Consider the following 16,572-nt stretch of genomic DNA (forward strand, 5'->3'; position numbering starts at 1 on the left):
TGTATCATTATGAGACATCGACCAGGTGAGAGGCTTCGACACGTGAGGACCCTGCGGATGCTGCGCCGGGAACGCGGCTGGACGCTCGACGAGCTCGCCCGCCGGACGGGCCTCACCAAGTCGTATCTGTCCAAAGTGGAGCGGGGAAACAGCACGCCCTCCATCGCCGTCGCGATCGGCCTCGCGGAGGCCCTGGGCGTCGACGTCACCCAGCTCTTCGGCGACGCGCAGGACAGCGCCAACCTCGAAGTCCGCCGCGCCGGCGCCGCTGCGGACCCGACGGTCCCCGACTCCGGCTCGAGCTTTGTGTACCTCGCCGGCGGCGTGGTCGGCAAGCAGATGCTGCCGTTCCTCATCTACCCGCCGACCGACGAGGTCGAGTGCCTCTACCGCGCCCACTCCGGCGACGAGCTCATCCTCGTGCGCTCCGGTGAGATCGAGATGCGCTTCCCGGACCGCACGGAACGCCTGGCCGCGGGCGACTCGGTGTACTTCCGCGGCGGGATTCCCCACTATGTCAAGTCGATCAGCGCCGAGCCCGCCGAGGTGCTCGTGGTGATCGCGGCCCCGGAGGAGCAACCGTGACCAGGCGCGCGTTGGCGGTGCGACACGTGGCTTTCGAGGACCTCGGCGTTCTCGAACCGCTGCTGCTGGCCCACGGCTACACCGTCGACTACCTCGAAGCCGGCGTCGACCCGATCACGCCGGAGCTGTTGTCCGCCCCGGACCTCGTGGTCGTCCTCGGCGGCCCCATCGGCGTCGGCGACACCGCGTTGTACCCCAACCTGTCGGCCGAACTCACCGCGATCGCCGCGCGGCTCTCGACGGGCCGCCCCACCCTGGGCATCTGCCTCGGCGCCCAGCTCATCGCCGCCGCCCTCGGCGCCGACGTCACCCCGACGGGCAAGAAGGAAATCGGCTACGCCCCGCTGACCTTGACCCCCGCCGGCCGCGACTCCGTTCTGTCTCCTTTGGACGGTGTCCCGGTCCTGCACTGGCACGGCGACCAGTTCGCCATCCCCGCCGGCTCGACGACGCTGGCCGAAACCCCGGGCTTCCCGCACCAGGCCTTCAGCCCCGCCCCGGGCACCCTCGCCCTCCAGTTCCACCTGGAGGCCGACCACACCCGCCTCGAACCCTGGCTCATCGGCCACAGTGCGGAACTGGCCGCCGCGGGCGTCGATCCCCGCACCCTCCGCGCCGACGCCGCTACCCATGGCTCGGCCTTGGCCCGCGCGGCGCGAACCGTCTTCGCGTCGTGGCTCGACGAAGCCGAAGAGATGCTCGCCGGTCTCGCGTGACCAGGTAAAATCGGGAAAGTTCCGTTGGGATCCCAGCGGCTTCACGGAGGCCGGCGGGATCGGAACCCGCCTGCACGGGCACGACAGGAGAACAGGCGGAGTGGATGAGGAGACGAAGATGTCGGAAGAGCTCGACGAGCTCACCGAGGCCATGCACGGGCTCACCCGCGCGCTCGAGGACGACGAGCAGGGAACCGCGCTCTTCGAGGTGATCTGCGCGGAAGCCGTGCGCGCCGTGCCGGGCGCCGACTTGGCCAGCGTGACCGTGATCCGCTCGGGCAAGGGCGAGACCGCCGCGACCACCGACCCGCGTGCCACCCAGGTCGACGCCGCGCAGTACGCCGCCGGCGAAGGCCCTTGCCTGCAGGCCGCCGACACGGGCGAGATCGTGCGCCTGTCGCTGCCCGCCGCGGACTACCGCTGGCCCGAGTTCACCGACGTCGCCAAGGAATTCGGCCTCGGCAGCTACCTCGCGGCCCCGCTGCGCATCGACGAGGAGCTCTCCGGCGCCCTCAACCTCTTCGGCTTCGGCGACCACGGCTTCCGCGAGCTCGACAGCCAGCTGCTCAAGGTCTACGTCACCATGGTCGCCTTCGGCCTTCGCACCCACCACCGCTACCGCGCCGCCCGCGGCCGCGCCGAACAGCTCGACCACGCGATGCAGTCGCGCGCCGTGATCGAACAGGCGAAGGGCATGCTCATGGCCATCCACCGCATCACCGCGGACGAAGCCATGCAACGCCTGATCACCGAATCGCAGACGACCAACACGAAACTCCGCGACATCGCCACGCGTTTCGTGACCACGGTGTCCGACCGCTGACCCATCCCGCCGCGGCGCCGGCGAAACCGGTACCACCGGATCGACCGGACATTCCCGCGCAGCCGCGATTCCTGTGCGGCTCAGCCGGGTGCGCACGTCCGAGTCGCACTGCGAGACCGTGGAGCTGGGTGACCCGCGACGGGTAGCGTGCCGGTCGTGGAACCCATCGCGATCCCCCTGGGCGGCCCGCGCGAGGAGCGCGCCGACGCGGCCCGCAACCGCGCGCACCTGATCGAGGTCGCGCGCGCGATGGTCGACGAACTCGGCGCCGACAAGGTCACGATGGACGGCCTCGCCGAGCGCGCCGGCCTCGGCAAGGGCACCGTCTTCCGCCGCTTCGGCACGCGCGCCGGCATCTTTCTCGCGCTGCTCGACGTGGAGGAGACGGCGTTCCAGGAGCGCGTGCTCAACGGCCCGCCGCCGCTGGGTCCGGGCGCGCCCGCCGTCGAACGCCTCGTCGCCTTCGGCCACGCGCGCATGGCGTTCCTCATCGAGCACACGGTGCTGGCCCGCGCGGCACTCGACCCGGGGCAGCCCATCCCGGTCTCGGCGAGCCCGTCGCTGTTCCACCTGCAGATGCTGCTGCGCGAGGCCTGCCCCGACGTCCCGGGAGTCCACGCGCTGGCCCTGCAGCTGACGGCCGCGCTCGAAGGCCCGCTCCTGCTCTACTTGCGCGCCCCGGACGGCACCGCCCCCGCCACCATGCCGCGGGATCTCGCGGCCGGCTGGAAAACCCTGGTCGAACGCGTCTGCGGCTGATCTTCACCGTCGGTGTTGCCGCGGTCACGTCCACTCGGCGAAGCGGGGTATAGTCCGTTTAAGGGTCTCAGGGCGAGGCCCCCGATACGAAAGGTGCGGACATGCCGCTGACCGGCGAATACGAGCCGAGCCCCTTCGATTTCAGCCGTGACCAGGCGGAGCTGATCGAGAAGTCCGGTGGCCAGGACGGCACGGACAACCAGGGCAAGCCCGTCATCGTGCTGACCTCGGTGGGTGCCAAGACCGGGAAGCTCCGCAAGACCCCGCTGATGCGCGTCGAGCACGACGGCGAGTACGCCGTGGTCGCCTCGCTCGGCGGCGCGCCGAAGAACCCGGTCTGGTACTACAACGTCGTCGCGAACCCCCACGTCGAGCTGCAGGACGGCCCCGTCAAGAAGGACTACGAGGCCCGCGAAGTCCACGACGCCGAGTACGCCACCTGGTACGACCGCGCAGTTGAGGTGTGGCCCGACTACGCCGAGTACCAGACCAAGACCACCCGCAAGATGCCGATCTTCGTCCTCAGCCCGATCGAGGCCTGAGCGCTCTCGACTTCGTCGCGGGTGACGGTGGCCAGAACTGCCCGTCGCACGGCACGTTCTGGACCATCGCCCGGGCATCGGTGGCAGTTGGAACCCACGGGCCGGCGATCAGCGCCGGCCCGTGGAGTGTCTTGGGAGTGCCTTCGATGTCCTCAGCGTTGCCCAGCACGGCGTCCCCCACTGCCGCCCGGAGGCGGTGGTGGGGGCTGATCGTCCTCGCCGTGGCGCAACTGATGTTGTTGCTGGACACCACCGTCGTCAACGTCGCGCTCGCCCCGATCCAGCACGACCTCGCCTTCTCCCACGTCGGGCTTTCGTGGGTGGTCAACGGCTACACGCTCCCGTTCGGCGGTCTCCTGCTGTTGGGCGGGCGGATCGCCGACGCGCTCGGGCGGCGCCGCGTGTTCCTGGCGGGGCTCGCGTTGTTCGCGGTGGCGTCGGCGATCGGCGGCGTGGCGGTGACGCCGGCGATGCTCGTCGTGAGCCGCGTGCTCCAGGGTGTCGGCGGCGCGTTGGTGGCGCCCGCCGCGTTGTCGCTGGTCACGGTGCTGTTCACCGAACCCGCCGAACGCGCCCGCGCGCTGTCGACGTGGGGCGTGCTGCGCGGTTTGGGCGCCGCGCTCGGTGCGGTGCTGGGCGGCGTGCTGGTCACGTACCTGTCGTGGCGCTGGGTGTTTTTCGTGAACCTGCCGATCGCGGTGGTCGCTTTCGTGTGCGCGCCCGCGTTGGTGCCGGAAAGCCGGAGCCCGCGGCGCGGCCGTCCTGACATCGCGGGCGCCGTGCTCGCGACCGTGGGCCTGACCCTGATCGTCTACGGCCTGCTCGCGTCCGCCGGCCGGTGGGCCGCGGTGGTGGGTGTAGTGCTGGTCCTCGTGTTCGGCTGGTGGCAGTCGAAGGCGAGCAACCCGTTGGTGCCACTGGGTTTCCTGCTTTCCCGGCGCCGCGCGATCGGCAACTTCGTGTTGCTGACGTTCAGCGCGGCCATGGGGGTGCTGTTCTTCACGATGGCGCTGTACCTGCAACAGGTCGCCGGCCTGAACGCCCTGTACTCCGGGTTGTCGTTCCTGCCGATCGGCCCGTTGTTCATGCTCACCGGCTGGCTCACGGCCCGGCTCATCCCGCGCATCGGCCAGCGCGCGGTCATGGTGCTCGGCCTGCTGCTGCTCACCGCCGCGTTCGTGATGTTCGCGGGCGTGGACGTCGGTGGTTCCTATGTCCGTGACGTTCTCATCGGCATGCTGCTTTTCCCGCTCGGCGCCGGCTTCGCGGTGATCTCGGGGATGATCGCCAGCGTCGACGGCACCACGGGCGCCGACGCGGGTACGGCCAGCGGAATCAACAACACGTCCCAGCAGATCGGCATGGCCCTGGGCCTGGCCACGCTCGTCGCGGTCGGTGACGCGCACACCCGTTCGCTGCTTTCGTCCGGGGCCGACGGCGCCCATGCCGCCGCCGGTGGTTACGCGCTGAGTTTCGCCGTCACCGCGGGTCTGATGGCCTTCACCGCGCTGGTCGCGGCCGTCTTCCTGCCGAAGCCGCGGCTAGCATCGAAACCGACCCTGAACGGAGGTGGCGGGTGAGCGCGTCGAACGGTGCGCGCCGGGTCGTGGTGCTGGCCTACGACGGCGTCCGGCTGCTCGACCTCACCGGGCCGCTGGAAGTCCTCACCACCGCCAACGACTTCGGCGCGCGCTACGACATCACGGTCGTCTCACCCGACGGCCACCCCGCGGCGACGTCCAACGGCACCGCGCTGGCGGTCGACGGCCGCATCGCCGACGTCACCGGCACCTGCGACGTCCTCCTCGTCGCGGGCGGCGCGGACTGGGCGTCGAGCGCCTTCGAACCGCCGATGGTCGACGCGGTGCGCGCCCTCGCAGCTCGGGCGGGCTGCGTCGCGTCGATCTGCGCCGGCGCCTTCCTCCTCGGCGCCGCGGGCCTGCTCGACGGCCGCCGCGCCACCACGCACTGGCGCTTCACCGGCGAACTCGCCACGCGCTTCCCGACGACAACCGTCGACCCCGACGCCCTCTTCGTGTGGGACGGCAAGGTCGTCACGTCCGCAGGCGTCAGCGCCGGCATCGACCTGACGTTGGCCCTGGTGGAACGCCAGTTCGGCGCCGACGTCGCACGCGCCGCCGCGAAGGACATGGTCGTGTTCATGCAGCGCCCGGGCGGGCAGTCGCAGTTCAGCGTCCGATCGAGGATCACACACCCGCGCCACGAGCCACTGCGCAAACTCCTCGACACCATCACCGCCAACCCCGCGGCGCCCCACTCGCTCGCCAGCATGGCCCGCACGGCCGGCCTCAGCGTCCGCCACCTCAACCGCCTCTTCCGCGACGAACTCGACACCACCCCGGCCCACTACGTCGAACAACTCCGCATCGAAGCCGCCAAATCCCGCCTCGAATCCTGCGACGACGCCATCGCCACCATCGCGCGCCAGGTCGGGTTCGGCTCGCCGGCTTCGTTGCGTCGCGCTTTTGCGCGTGAGTTTGGTGTGACGCCTACGGCTTTTCGGGAGCGGTTCGCCAGCACGGGGGGTTGAGTTGGTTGTTCGACGGTCTGCTCGCCGCCAGTGCACGTGAGTTCGGTATGACGCGCGCGGCTTTCGAGAACGTTGCCCCGGCGCGGGGTTGAGCTGATCGTTCGACGATGCCGTTGCGACCATCGTGCGCTGGTCGGGTTCGCGTCGTCGTTGGGCCGTGCGTTCGCCCGCCGGTTCGGTGCGACCCCCACGACCTTCCGCGAGCGCTCACCGGCACTGGCGGCTGAGTTGGTCGGGCGACGGCGCGATCGCCACCAGTGCGCACGAGGTCGGTTTTGGTTCGCCGTCGTCGTTGCGGCGGGCTTTCGCCCGTGAGTTCGGCGTGACCCCGGCGGCTTTCGGGAGCGTTGCACCAGCGCGGGTGGCCGAGTGGATCGTTCGACGATGCCGTTGCGGCCATCGTGCGCTGGGCGGGTTCGCCGTCGTCGTTGGGCCGCGGGTTCGCCCGCCGGTTCGGTGTGGCCCCAGCGGCCTTCCGATCGCCACCATTGCGCGCGAGGTCAGGTTCGCTCGGACGTTGTTGCGGCGCGCTTTCGCCTGCCGGTTCGGGCGACCACCGAGCCTTTCGCGAGGCGGTTCACCAGTACTGGCGGCTGAGTTAATCGTTTGCCGCTGTCTGCGTGGTCTTGTCTGATCGGGCCATGTCGATCGTGCTGAGCGCCCCGGCCGTCGCTGAGCTGCCCGAGGTCGTGGACGCGCTGCGCGGGTGGCAGCGCGACCGCGCCCCGTGGCAGCTCCACCCGGGTGACGTGGGCTGGTTCTGGCGCGCCGGCGCTGCGCGGACGGCCGAGGCCCTGCGCACCTGGCGCCGCGCCGGGCGGCTCGTCGCCGTCGGTCTTCAGGACGGCCCCACACTGCTGCGCCTCACCACGTCGCCCGACACCCGTCGCGACGACGGCCTGGCCCAGCGGCTCTTCGCCGACGTCACCTCGCCTCATCGGGGCGTCCTCCCCGCGGGCCGCGTCAACCTGGAGGTCCCCGCCGACGCCCTGCTCCACGGCCTGCTCGCCGACGCCGGCTGGCCGCTCGACGAGCCGTGGACCCCGCTTCGCCGCGACCTTTCGGCCCCGATGGAGGCGCCCGGTGTGCGCTTCGAGATCGTCGGCCCGCCGCAAGCGACCGCGCGCGCCGCCGTCCAACGTGCCGCCTTCACCGCGTCGACGTTCACCACCGACGCCTGGCACACGATGGCCGCGGGCGCCCCCTACGCCGACGCCCGTTGTCTCCTCGCCGCCGACCCCCACGGGACCCCGGTCGCCGCCATCACGGTCTGGTCGGCCGGCCCCGGTCGCCCCGGCCTCATCGAACCCCTCGGCGTCCACCGCGACCACCGCCACCAGGGCTACGGTCGCGCGATCACCGTCGCCGCGGCCGCCACCCTCCGGTCGCTGGGGTCGTCGAGCGCCCTCGTCTACACGCTGAGCTCCAACACGGGCGCGGTGGCCACCTACCGGTCCGCGGGCTTCGAGGCCCTGCCCGAAATCCACGACCGCTACCGCCCCGCCTAGCTCGGCGACGTCTCGCTCACCTCACCCGCGGGCAGATCGACCATCCTCCGCAACGGCGACAAGACGAGCGGCACCGCGGCCAGCAGCATCCCGCCGCCCGCCACCCACAGCATCGGCCGCAACCCGATCCCGGTCGCGAGCACGCCCGCGAGCAGGCTGCCGACCGGCGCGGCGCCCCAGTAGAGGAAGTTCATCGTCGCGTTCATGCGGCCGAGCAGGTGATCCGGGCACAGCGTCTGCTGGAAGCTCACCTGCACGACGATCACGATGATCACGCACGTGCTCGTGAACAGCCCCGCCACCACGTACCACGCCAGCTGCCACCCGGGCCCGGTCAGCGGGACCAGCAGGTACGCCAGCCCCTCCACCACGACGACCGTCACCAGCAACCGCGCCGCGCCGACCTTCCTGCTCAGCCGCCTGGCCAGCACCGACCCCAGCAACGCCCCCACCAGGCCGAGGCTCCCCAGCAGCCCCACCGCTCCGGCGGACAGCCCGATCACCCGCACCAGGAACAGCGTCGAAATCGCCAGGTACGCGCTCGAGAACAACGCCGACACCATGTTGTTCAACGCGATCGCCCGCAACACCGGATGACGCAGCACCAGCCGCAACCCCTCCCGGATCTGCTCCCGCAACGCCGCTTCCCGCTGTTCAGGCGCGACGACCTCCCGCACCCGCACCGTCCTCAACCACGCTGCCGACCACAGGTAACTCACCGCATCTACCAGCACGGCCACCGGCGCCGCCAGCCACTGCACGAGCAGCCCACCGAGCCCGGGCCCCACCAACGCCGCCGCGGACGTGCTGAACTTCAGCTTCGCGTTCCCCTCGATCAAATCCGCTTTCGCCACCAGCCTCGGCAGAAACGACTGGTGCGCCACATCGAAAAACACCGTCAACACCCCCGCGACGAAAACCGCCGCGTACACCTGCCAGATCGTCAACGCCCCGAACACCGCGGCCACCGGAATCGACCCCAGCGCCACCGCCCGCCCCAAATCCGCACCCACCAGCACCGGCCGATTCCGCACCCGGTCACACCACGCCCCCGCCTGCAGTCCGATGAGTAAGTACGCCAACGTCTGCAGCGTCCGCAGCACCGAAACCTCGAACGTCGTGGCGTGCAGCGTGATCACGACCAGCAGCGAGATCGCGGTGCCACTCACCCTTGTGCCGACTTGGCTGATCGCGTCGGCCAGCCAAAAATGCCGGAAATCGCGATGTCGGAACAGCACGCCCATTTTCTGTTTCGCCACGCTCGACACTGAATGATCTTACCGTGCGGAGAATTGCAATTGCCAGGCTTGACAATCAGCGGTTGTTCCTGACTGGGTTGATTATGCGGCGGTTATCGTCGGAAACAACGGTTCTCGCCCTTCATGGTCTCTCCTCTGACGTAGAGACGAGCACTGCATTCTTCCGAAAACGCACCCCATCCCGGCCGACGGTTGAACCGTCGATGATCGTTGCGAAGTGAGTACGAGGGCACTAGCGAGCCGTCTGACGTCGGAAGACCCCTACTGCCGAGGCTGACCTGTCCGAAGCAAGCCGATTACTCGACTACCGTGAACGCTGGGTTTCGCGCGGACAGCACCTTCCAGCAGATGGCCACGAAAGTTGACACGAGGAGCCATGGGGACCAGTCCTGATGTCGACAAGTCGCTCACTCTCGAGCAGATCGAAAACAGTCACTGGGGCAACCCGCCGGCCGATGCAACCCGGCTGGTCGAAACCGTCTACGAGCTGCGGCAGAAGCCAATCGGTGCCATGGACACCGAAGACCTTCGCGTGCTGCTGCTTCAGCAGGAAAGCGTTGACGTCCTGATGCCCCTTGCCCTGTCCCGCCTCGACCAGCGCCCACTCTCCGAAGGCGACTTCTACCCCGGCGACCTGCTCGTGGCGGTCCTGAAGATCCCACAGCCGTACTGGCAGCAGCACCCCGACCAACATCGTCGTGCGTCGGCCGTGATCGGAGCAGTCGAAGCCTTGGGCAACCTTGACGACCACGACGCGCCACACGACACCATCTGGCACCAGATCGACGAGTTCCGTCGCGCCGAAAGCGACCCACGAGACACTCGGGCAGAACACGCCACGAAGACAGGTCGTTCGACTGAATCAGAGCTCTGACCTGCGGAAAGTGGTGGGCCGCCAGGGGCTCGAACCCTGGACCCGAAGATTAAAAGTCTCCTGCTCTACCAACTGAGCTAGCGGCCCGCGGGGTCAGTTTAGCGGGCGGTCGCCGTCTCATCAGCAGGGTGGGCCTTGATCCTCGTCACCTTGTGGGTGGGGTGGGGGATCCACAGTGGACAGGGGCTCACCGGGCCCGGTCGTAGACCATGGCCATCTCGCCGAGGGCGCCGGTTTCCTGCAGGGAGAGCTGCCACTTGGTGGCGGGCAGCCCGTCGTCGAAGAGGCGTTGGCCGGCGCCGGCGATTTCGGGGGTGAGCATGAGGTAGAGGCGGTCCAGGAGGTCGGCTTGGAGGAGGGCCTTGATCACGGTGGTGCTGTTGTTGACCAGGATGTCGCCCTCGCCGCTGGCCTTCAGGTCGGCGATGACGTCGGCGGCGGGGGCGTTGGCGATGCGCGCGTGGGGCCATGGGGCCTCGGTGAGCGTGGTCGACAGGATGACCTTTTCCGTGTCCACCAGCCACTTCGCGTAGCCGCGGTCGCGGGGGTCGGCGTCCTCGTTGTCGATGACGGTCGGCCAGAAGCCCAGGAAGCCTTCGGCGTTCACGCGGCCGAGGACGGCCGTGGTGGCGCCGTCGTGGAGGCGGGCGAGGTGGTTGCGGGCGACCTCCGTCATGGCGTACGGGACGATCGCGGCGAGGTCGCCGGGGCCGCCCGCGCCGTTGTAGCGGCCGTCGAGGGTGATGCTGATGTTGGCGGAAACCGTGCGGGTCATTTCTGTGCTCCCAGGGTGTCGGTCTTGATGGTGTCCATGAGGTTGTCGAGGACCTGGCCCCAGCCGGTCGCGATGCCGGCGATGTGCGGCGCCGCCTCGACGGTCGTGTCGGTGATGCGCAGCCCGAGCCGCAGGTGGGTGCCTTCGGCGACTTCGTCGAGCTCCAGGTCGTACTCGGTCGTGAACGACGCGTCGCCCAGCACGGCCAGGTCGAACACGAGCCGCTCGTTCTCGGTGGCTTCCCGCACCTGGCCCTCGGACCGGTAGCTGGCCTCGGCGTCGCGGAACTCCGCCACGGCCGCGCCACACGGCACCGGGTCGAGCACGACCTCGACCACCGAGAACGCCGGCGGCGCCCACCAGCCGGCTAGCTTCGCCGGCTCCACCCAGTACCGCCACACCACGTCCGGCGGCGCGGGCACCAGGCGCTCGAACGAGAACTCCCGCCCGTCCGCCCACTTGTCCCGATCCGCGGCCGCCGTCTCGGCCTCGACGGCCGCCCGGTACCGCTCGAGCACGTCTCGCTCGCCGGCGTGCGCCTCGACCTTGCCGAGGATGACCTCCAGCCGATCCGTGAACGCCCTCAGCGGCACGGCGTCGACCGCGTACACCCGCCTCTGCCCGAGCGGCGTCACGGACACCAGCCCGACCTTCGCGAGCGCCTGCAGGTGCTTCGTCGTCTGCGGCTGACGCAGCCCCGTGAGCTCCGCAAGCTCCCCCACGGACCTCGGCCGCCCCGCCAGCAACTCGACGATGCGCCACCGCGCCCCGTCACCCAAAGCTGCTGCGATCTCGTTCATGCGGAGAAGTATTCCTCGACAAGAATATTCTTGTCAAGGAATATACGCAAACAGACCCCTGGCCTGCAGGTTTACCAAGAAAAATCAGCCGGTAGAAGTCCGCAGAGCCCGAAGACTCAGCCTTCCGACCCCTTCACCCGAGCCGCCTCCCGGCGCACCTCAGCGTGCGTGGCGCGTTCCCGCTCCAGCCACTCCGGCTCCGCGGCCTTGATCTCGTCGATCTGGGCCGTCGTCAGCGGCTCGGTGAGGCCCGCGCGCGAAAGGCCGCCGATGGAGATGCCCAGCTTCGCCGCCACCACGGGGCGCGGGTGGGGGCCGTTGCGGCGCAGGTCGCGGAGCCATTCGGGCGGGTCGGTCTGCAGGGCGTTGAGCTCGTCGCGCGACACGGCGCCCTCCTGGAACGACGAGGGGGTCGCCTCCAGGTACACGCCGAGCTTCTTTGCGGCGGTGGCGGGCTTCATCGTCTGAGGGGTCTTGCGCGAGGTCATGGGGCCCAGGGTAACCACCGTCGGTAACCTGGCCTGCGTGACCGGCCCGGACGCACCGCCCTCGTTCACGCTCGGCTACGTCCCGGGCGTGACGCCCGGCAAGTGGGTCCGCACCTGGCAGGAGCGCCTGCCGAAGGTGCCGCTGATCCTCAACACGATCGACCCACCCGAAGCGACCCAGAAGATCCACGATCGCGAAGTCGACGCCGCGCTCCTGCGCCTGCCCATCGACCGCACCGGGCTGCACGCGATCCCGCTCTACATCGAGACCACCGTGGTCGTCGTGCCGAAGGACCACGTCGTCGCGGCCGCCGACGAGGTCACGCTCGCAGACCTCGCCGACGAGCTCTTCCTCCACCCCCACGACGACACCCTCGACTGGCCCCACCCGCCCGGCAAGCTCGCCGAGCACCGGCCCGAGACCACGGCCGACGCGATCGAGCTCGTCGCCGCCGGCGTCGGGCTGCTCGTGGTGCCCCAGTCGCTCGCCCGGCTGCACCACCGCCGCGACCTCACCTACCGGCCTCTCGCCGACGTCCCGGAATCCCAGGTCGCGTTGTCCTGGCTCGAAGACGAGACCACGGACCTGATGGAACAGTTCATCGGCATCGTCCGCGGCCGCACCGTCAACAGCACCCGCGGAAAAGCGCCGGAACCCAAACAACCCAAGGCCAAAGCCAAAACCAAGAACCCCAAGAAACCCCAACAGCCTCCCAAGCGCGGCAAACCCCGCCGCCGCGGCTGACTCCGCCTCGGCCATTCGGCCGAACCTCACCCGCGAACCCCAGCCAAACGGCCGGCCCACCCCGGCCGTTCAGATGATCAACAAAAACGCCGTTCCCAGCAAGCTCGGACTCCGGATCAAGCACACCGGAGCACGAGGTGACTGGGGACATGCTGCAAGACCAACCCGCCAAGCGAAAACTGCTCTTCGCTGCCGCCGCAGCGGTGATCGTCGGGGGAGTGCTCGCCGTCGTCGGCAGCTTCGGCCGCGTCGACCTGCAGGTCTACCGCTTCGGCGCCGAAGCGGTCCTCCACGGCGGTGACCTCTACGGACAGCTCCCCGCCACCACCGCTGGCACCCCTCTGCCCTTCATCTACCCACCGTTCGCGGCCGTCGTCTTCACGGTCATGACGCTCCCGCCGCTCGCCGTCTCGGCAGTGCTGATGGACCTCGTCTCCGTCGTCGCCCTCTGGGTCACGCTCTACGCGACCGTCCGCCGCGTGAAACCGAGCCTCAACGCCGTGCTCCCGGCCACCGCGCTCACCGTCGCCGCGCTGGCCTTCGAGCCCGTCCGTTCCACGCTCTCCTTCGGGCAGATCAACCTCGTCCTGATGGCCCTCGTCGCCGTCGACATCCTCATGCCCCACCCGCGCCGGCCCCGCGGCATCGGCGTCGGCATCGCGGCCGCCATCAAGGTCACCCCCGCGGGTTTCCTCCTGTTCTTCTTGCTCACCAAGGACTTCCGCTCCGCCCGCAATGCCCTGATCGCCGGCGCCGCGGCCACCGCCCTCGGTTTCCTGGTCGCCCCGGCCGCCTCCGCGAAGTACTTCTTCCACGGCGGCCTCACCGGCGCGGCCGGCCTCAGCGGCTCGCCCTACGCCACCAACCAGACCATCGAAGGCGCGCTCCACCGCCTCAACCTGCCGCCGCTGGCGTACGACGTGCTCTGGCTCGGCATCTCCGCTTTCGTCATCGCGGCCGCCGTGGCCGTGATGCGCCGCGTCGACCCGCCGCTCGCCTTCGTCGTCAACGCGACGGCCGTCCTCGTCCTCTCGCCGATTTCCTGGTCCCACCACTGGGTCTGGGTCGCCCCGGCGCTGATCATCCTGGCCACCCGCGTCCGCACCACCCGCCAAGGCGCGGCCCTCGCCGCCGGCGCGCTCGTGTTCATCGCCGCGCCTCACGCCTTCCTGCCCAACAGCGACATGCGCGAACTCGCCTGGACACCCTGGCAGCACGTCGTCGGCGACTCCTACCTCCTGCTCGCCCTCGGCTTCCTCACCTGGCTGCTGGTCGTCACGCAACCGGCCGCGGTCCGCCTCGAAGAACCGGCGCAAACCGCCGCCGGACGCTTTTCCCCACTCACCGAACAGAATTCATAATCGCGACCGCCGAAACAGAACAATTTTCCTCCCCGTCGAGTGACCGCGCCAAACAATCGGTCACCCCGCCGCGAGCCCGCCAGGGCTGAGTCGGTGAACGCACTGCTCTGTTCGGGGGAATTGCTACGCACAACGCCCGGGCCGCGCGAAAGGTCCCGCGGTGCGCCGTGATCACACGCAGCGTCACATCGGGAAACGCGAAGAGTGGCGACAGGCCGGAAATCCCTCGTCAAACCACTGCCGTGAGGCCCTATTAGCACCTCGCCAGGGCACTGGTGCTCGCAGCCTGGATGTGATGGCGCTAATATCCGGGTCCCGTCATCCAGGCATGGGGGAGCGGCGCCACCGGCGGGAAGCGAAAACCGCGCTTTTGCCGAAAGCCGTGAACCAGCGAAGAGCCCGAACAACGAGCCAGAACGACGAACCGGAACAGCAAGCAACACCACCAACCCGGCGCACGGCCTGCCACCAACCGGACGCGAGGACTTGAAGCCATGTCGGAACAACTGCCCGCCCGCCACGCGCAGCAGCGCGGGCGCGCCGTCCCGGCCGCGGTCGCGGTCCCGGTGACGGCGGTCGTCGCCGGTGCGCTGTGGGCGTGGGTGACGCTGGAGGTGCCCGAGCAGAGCCGGGTGCTCGTCGCGGTCGTCGCGGCCGTCACCTGGGTCGCCCTCGTCGTCGCCGTCTACCTCGCCACGCGCGGGTCGTCGGCGCTCACGGAGATCGAGGAGCGCGCCCGCCACGCCGAGCACCGGGCCGAGGTCGAGGCCCGGCACACGACGGCCGTGAACCTCGAGCTCTCCATGATGGTCGACCAGATCCTGCCGGCCGTCGCCAACCGCCTGCGCGACGGCACGAGCGCCGCCGACGTCTACAACTCCACGCAGCTGCCGGAAGACCCGTTCCAGAACCGGATCATGCGCCTGTTCATCGACGAGGTCGCCCAGGGCGAACGCCGCCGCGCCGCCGCCACGGCCGCGTGCGCGAACGCCGCCGGCCGCGTGCAGGCGCTGTCCACCAGCATCCTCGCCGACCTGCGCGAGATGGAGAACCACTGCCCCGAGGACATGCTCGGCGAGGTCCTCAAGGTCGACCACAGCACCGCCCAGGCCGGCCGCCTCGCCGACTCCATCGCGGTGCTCACGGGCGCGCGCTCGGGCCGCCGCTGGGCGAAGCCGATCCGCATGGAGAGCATCCTGCGCGGCGCCATGGGCCGCATCGGCGCGTACACGCGAGTCCGCATCCACTCCACCAGCGGCAGCGCCATTGCTGGGTACGCCGCCGAGGACGTGATGCACGCGCTGGCCGAGCTGATGGACAACGCCACCAAGTTCTCCGCCCCCTCCGAAGAGGTCCACGTCTACGTCGAGGACCTCCACAACGGCGCCGTGATCACCATCGAGGACGGCGGCCTCGGCATGAAGCCGCAGGCGCTCATGCGAGCCGAGCTCGCCGTGGCGCAGAACGAAAAGCTCGACCTCACCACGATCTCCGGCACGCGCCTCGGCCTCGCCGTCGTCGGCCAGCTCGCCCGCAAGCACCAGCTGCACGTGTTCTTCCGCCCGTCCTCGCGCGGCGGCACGGGCGTGGTCCTGCGCATCCCCAACCACCTGATCACGCAGCCGCGCACCGACCCGTTCTCGGACCCGGTCCTGGACACGCCGTCGCGCCGCGAAGCGGTGGTCAGCGCCGTGCGCGTCGAGGAACGCGAGTCCACGCGCGGCACGCTGGAGCCCGCGCTCAGCGAGTCGGGCGGCCTGCCGAAGCGCCCACGCGGGCAGACGCTCGCGGCGTCGCGCCAGCTGGCGCCGAGCCCCGGCCCGCGGCCGACCAACCGCAGCCACGGCGACAGCGGCGCCCGGTTCGGCGCGTTCCAGCAGAGCCGCACCCGCAGGGTCGCCACCAGTCCGGCCGAGTCGCAGGCGGACGCCGATGACAACGACTGAGCCCCTGCCGCACCGGAACCCCCAGATTGGAGTGAGGGGGCGCGCGTTTTCCGCCCCCGGATCCTCGATGACCCAGAACACGAACCTCGAATGGCTCCTGGAGAACCTCGTCGGCAACACGCCGGGAGCCGTCCACGCGCTGGTGCTGTCGAAGGACGGCCTCAAGCTCTGCCACACCGCCGGCCTCAGCGTCGACAAGGCCGACCAGCTGGCCGCGATCGCCGCGGGCGTGCAGGCGCTCTCACACGGCGCGTCGGCCGAGTTCGGTGACGGCAGCGGCGGCATCCGCAACTCGATGACCGAGTTCCACGGCGGCATCCTGTTCATCGTCGAGGCCGGCATCGGCGCGCACCTCGCGGTGATCGCCGCCGAAGACGCCGACGTCGGCCTGATCGGCCACAACATGGACGAGCTGGTCGAGCAGATCGGCGCGTTCCTGACCGCCGCTCCGCGCTACGCGCAGGCCGGTCCGACGGCATGATCCGCCGCGCTGTCGAGGAAGAGGACCCCGACCGCCTCTACACGCTCACCGGCGGGCGCAGCCGCACCGACGACATCGAGCTCGACCTCGTCACGATCATCGTCGCCGAGTCGGCGCCGTCGGCCGGGATGCAGTCCGAGCACGTGCGGATCCTGCGGATCACCCTGCACCCGACGTCGGTCGTCGAGCTCTCCTCGGAGCTCTCGCTGCCGGTGAGCGTCGTGAAGATCCTGGTCACGGATCTGCTCGACAGCGGCAAGGTCTCGGCCCGCCACCCCTCGTCGGCGCTGCAGCGCGCGTCCATCCCCGACTCCGAATTCCTCAAGAAGGTGCTCGTTGGACTCCGCAATCTCTGAACG

General features: G+C 69.9%; 19 protein-coding genes and 1 tRNA gene. 15 read left to right on the forward strand and 5 right to left on the reverse strand.

Annotation, left to right across the window (positions count from 1 at the left end):
- Positions 1 to 42: 42 nt before the first annotated feature.
- The 9 genes from ACFY1H_RS10520 (at position 43) to ACFY1H_RS10560 (ending at position 7,484) form a co-directional block, all read left to right on the forward strand.
- Positions 43 to 585, forward strand: a complete 543-nt coding sequence (locus ACFY1H_RS10520; RefSeq protein ID WP_386945996.1) for a helix-turn-helix domain-containing protein — start codon at positions 43 to 45, stop codon at positions 583 to 585.
- Positions 582 to 1,301 (forward strand): glutamine amidotransferase, encoded by a 720-nt coding sequence (locus tag ACFY1H_RS10525; RefSeq protein ID WP_386945998.1) that lies wholly within the window; start codon positions 582 to 584, stop codon positions 1,299 to 1,301. The genes ACFY1H_RS10520 and ACFY1H_RS10525 overlap by 4 nt, the downstream gene beginning before the upstream one ends.
- A gap of 118 nt (positions 1,302 to 1,419) precedes the next feature.
- Complete coding sequence (locus ACFY1H_RS10530; RefSeq protein WP_366577581.1) at positions 1,420 to 2,124, forward strand: GAF and ANTAR domain-containing protein; 705 nt, start codon at positions 1,420 to 1,422, stop codon at positions 2,122 to 2,124.
- Between the two features lie 156 nt (positions 2,125 to 2,280).
- Complete coding sequence (locus ACFY1H_RS10535; protein WP_386946000.1) at positions 2,281 to 2,883, forward strand: TetR/AcrR family transcriptional regulator; 603 nt, start codon at positions 2,281 to 2,283, stop codon at positions 2,881 to 2,883.
- A gap of 101 nt (positions 2,884 to 2,984) precedes the next feature.
- Entirely contained in the window at positions 2,985 to 3,425 is a 441-nt protein-coding gene (locus ACFY1H_RS10540) for a nitroreductase family deazaflavin-dependent oxidoreductase (protein ID WP_386946001.1), read from the forward strand.
- 221 nt (positions 3,426 to 3,646) lie between these two features.
- Positions 3,647 to 5,005, forward strand: coding sequence for an MFS transporter (locus tag ACFY1H_RS10545; RefSeq protein WP_386946003.1), 1,359 nt, complete (start codon positions 3,647 to 3,649; stop codon positions 5,003 to 5,005).
- Complete coding sequence (locus ACFY1H_RS10550; protein ID WP_386946005.1) at positions 5,002 to 5,976, forward strand: GlxA family transcriptional regulator; 975 nt, start codon at positions 5,002 to 5,004, stop codon at positions 5,974 to 5,976. The genes ACFY1H_RS10545 and ACFY1H_RS10550 overlap by 4 nt, the downstream gene beginning before the upstream one ends.
- Positions 5,977 to 6,154: 178 nt before the next feature.
- Entirely contained in the window at positions 6,155 to 6,610 is a 456-nt protein-coding gene (locus ACFY1H_RS10555; RefSeq protein WP_386946855.1) for an AraC family transcriptional regulator, read from the forward strand.
- A gap of 7 nt (positions 6,611 to 6,617) precedes the next feature.
- On the forward strand, positions 6,618 to 7,484 hold the full coding sequence (locus ACFY1H_RS10560; protein ID WP_386946007.1) for a GNAT family N-acetyltransferase: 867 nt from the start codon (positions 6,618 to 6,620) through the stop codon (positions 7,482 to 7,484).
- Here the strand turns inward: ACFY1H_RS10560 and ACFY1H_RS10565 are convergent.
- A complete protein-coding gene (locus ACFY1H_RS10565) occupies positions 7,481 to 8,743 on the reverse strand; it encodes an MFS transporter (protein ID WP_386946009.1) in 1,263 nt (420 codons plus the stop codon). The two genes, ACFY1H_RS10560 and ACFY1H_RS10565, sit on opposite strands and share 4 nt — an antisense overlap.
- Before the next feature lie 376 nt (positions 8,744 to 9,119).
- Here ACFY1H_RS10565 and ACFY1H_RS10570 point away from each other — a divergent pair, with 376 nt between their 5' ends.
- Positions 9,120 to 9,617 carry a contact-dependent growth inhibition system immunity protein gene (locus ACFY1H_RS10570; RefSeq protein ID WP_386946011.1) on the forward strand — a complete coding sequence of 166 codons (498 nt, stop codon included), beginning with the start codon at positions 9,120 to 9,122 and terminating at the stop codon, positions 9,615 to 9,617.
- A gap of 11 nt (positions 9,618 to 9,628) precedes the next feature.
- On the opposite strand, the gene ACFY1H_RS10575 is transcribed toward ACFY1H_RS10570, so the two are convergent.
- From ACFY1H_RS10575 to ACFY1H_RS10590, 4 genes are all read right to left on the reverse strand, one after another.
- Positions 9,629 to 9,704 (reverse strand) — tRNA-Lys (locus tag ACFY1H_RS10575).
- A 100-nt stretch (positions 9,705 to 9,804) separates the two neighbouring features.
- Positions 9,805 to 10,392, reverse strand: coding sequence for a dihydrofolate reductase family protein (locus ACFY1H_RS10580; protein WP_386946013.1), 588 nt, complete (start codon positions 10,390 to 10,392; stop codon positions 9,805 to 9,807).
- The gene (locus ACFY1H_RS10585) at positions 10,389 to 11,192 is read right to left on the reverse strand and encodes a metalloregulator ArsR/SmtB family transcription factor (RefSeq protein ID WP_386946015.1); all 804 of its coding nucleotides are present in this window, start codon (positions 11,190 to 11,192) and stop codon (positions 10,389 to 10,391) included. Before ACFY1H_RS10585 ends, ACFY1H_RS10580 begins: the two co-directional genes overlap by 4 nt.
- Before the next feature lie 116 nt (positions 11,193 to 11,308).
- Positions 11,309 to 11,680, reverse strand: coding sequence for a DUF5997 family protein (locus ACFY1H_RS10590; RefSeq protein ID WP_386946017.1), 372 nt, complete (start codon positions 11,678 to 11,680; stop codon positions 11,309 to 11,311).
- 37 nt (positions 11,681 to 11,717) lie between these two features.
- Here ACFY1H_RS10590 and ACFY1H_RS10595 point away from each other — a divergent pair, with 37 nt between their 5' ends.
- From ACFY1H_RS10595 to ACFY1H_RS10615, 5 genes are all read left to right on the forward strand, one after another.
- The gene (locus tag ACFY1H_RS10595) at positions 11,718 to 12,425 is read left to right on the forward strand and encodes a LysR substrate-binding domain-containing protein (protein WP_386946019.1); all 708 of its coding nucleotides are present in this window, start codon (positions 11,718 to 11,720) and stop codon (positions 12,423 to 12,425) included.
- 149 nt (positions 12,426 to 12,574) lie between these two features.
- The gene (locus tag ACFY1H_RS10600) at positions 12,575 to 13,786 is read left to right on the forward strand and encodes a glycosyltransferase 87 family protein (protein ID WP_386946021.1); all 1,212 of its coding nucleotides are present in this window, start codon (positions 12,575 to 12,577) and stop codon (positions 13,784 to 13,786) included.
- 494 nt (positions 13,787 to 14,280) lie between these two features.
- A complete protein-coding gene (locus ACFY1H_RS10605; RefSeq protein ID WP_386946022.1) occupies positions 14,281 to 15,732 on the forward strand; it encodes an ATP-binding protein in 1,452 nt (483 codons plus the stop codon).
- Between the two features lie 67 nt (positions 15,733 to 15,799).
- Positions 15,800 to 16,213, forward strand: a complete 414-nt coding sequence (locus ACFY1H_RS10610; RefSeq protein WP_366577603.1) for a roadblock/LC7 domain-containing protein — start codon at positions 15,800 to 15,802, stop codon at positions 16,211 to 16,213.
- Positions 16,210 to 16,569: a DUF742 domain-containing protein gene (locus tag ACFY1H_RS10615; protein ID WP_386946024.1), complete on the forward strand. Its 360-nt coding sequence runs from the start codon at positions 16,210 to 16,212 to the stop codon at positions 16,567 to 16,569. Before ACFY1H_RS10610 ends, ACFY1H_RS10615 begins: the two co-directional genes overlap by 4 nt.
- Positions 16,570 to 16,572: the final 3 nt, after the last annotated feature.

The organism is Amycolatopsis sp. NPDC001319 (assembly GCF_042896185.1).
Taxonomy (GTDB): Bacteria; Actinomycetota; Actinomycetes; order Mycobacteriales; family Pseudonocardiaceae; genus Amycolatopsis.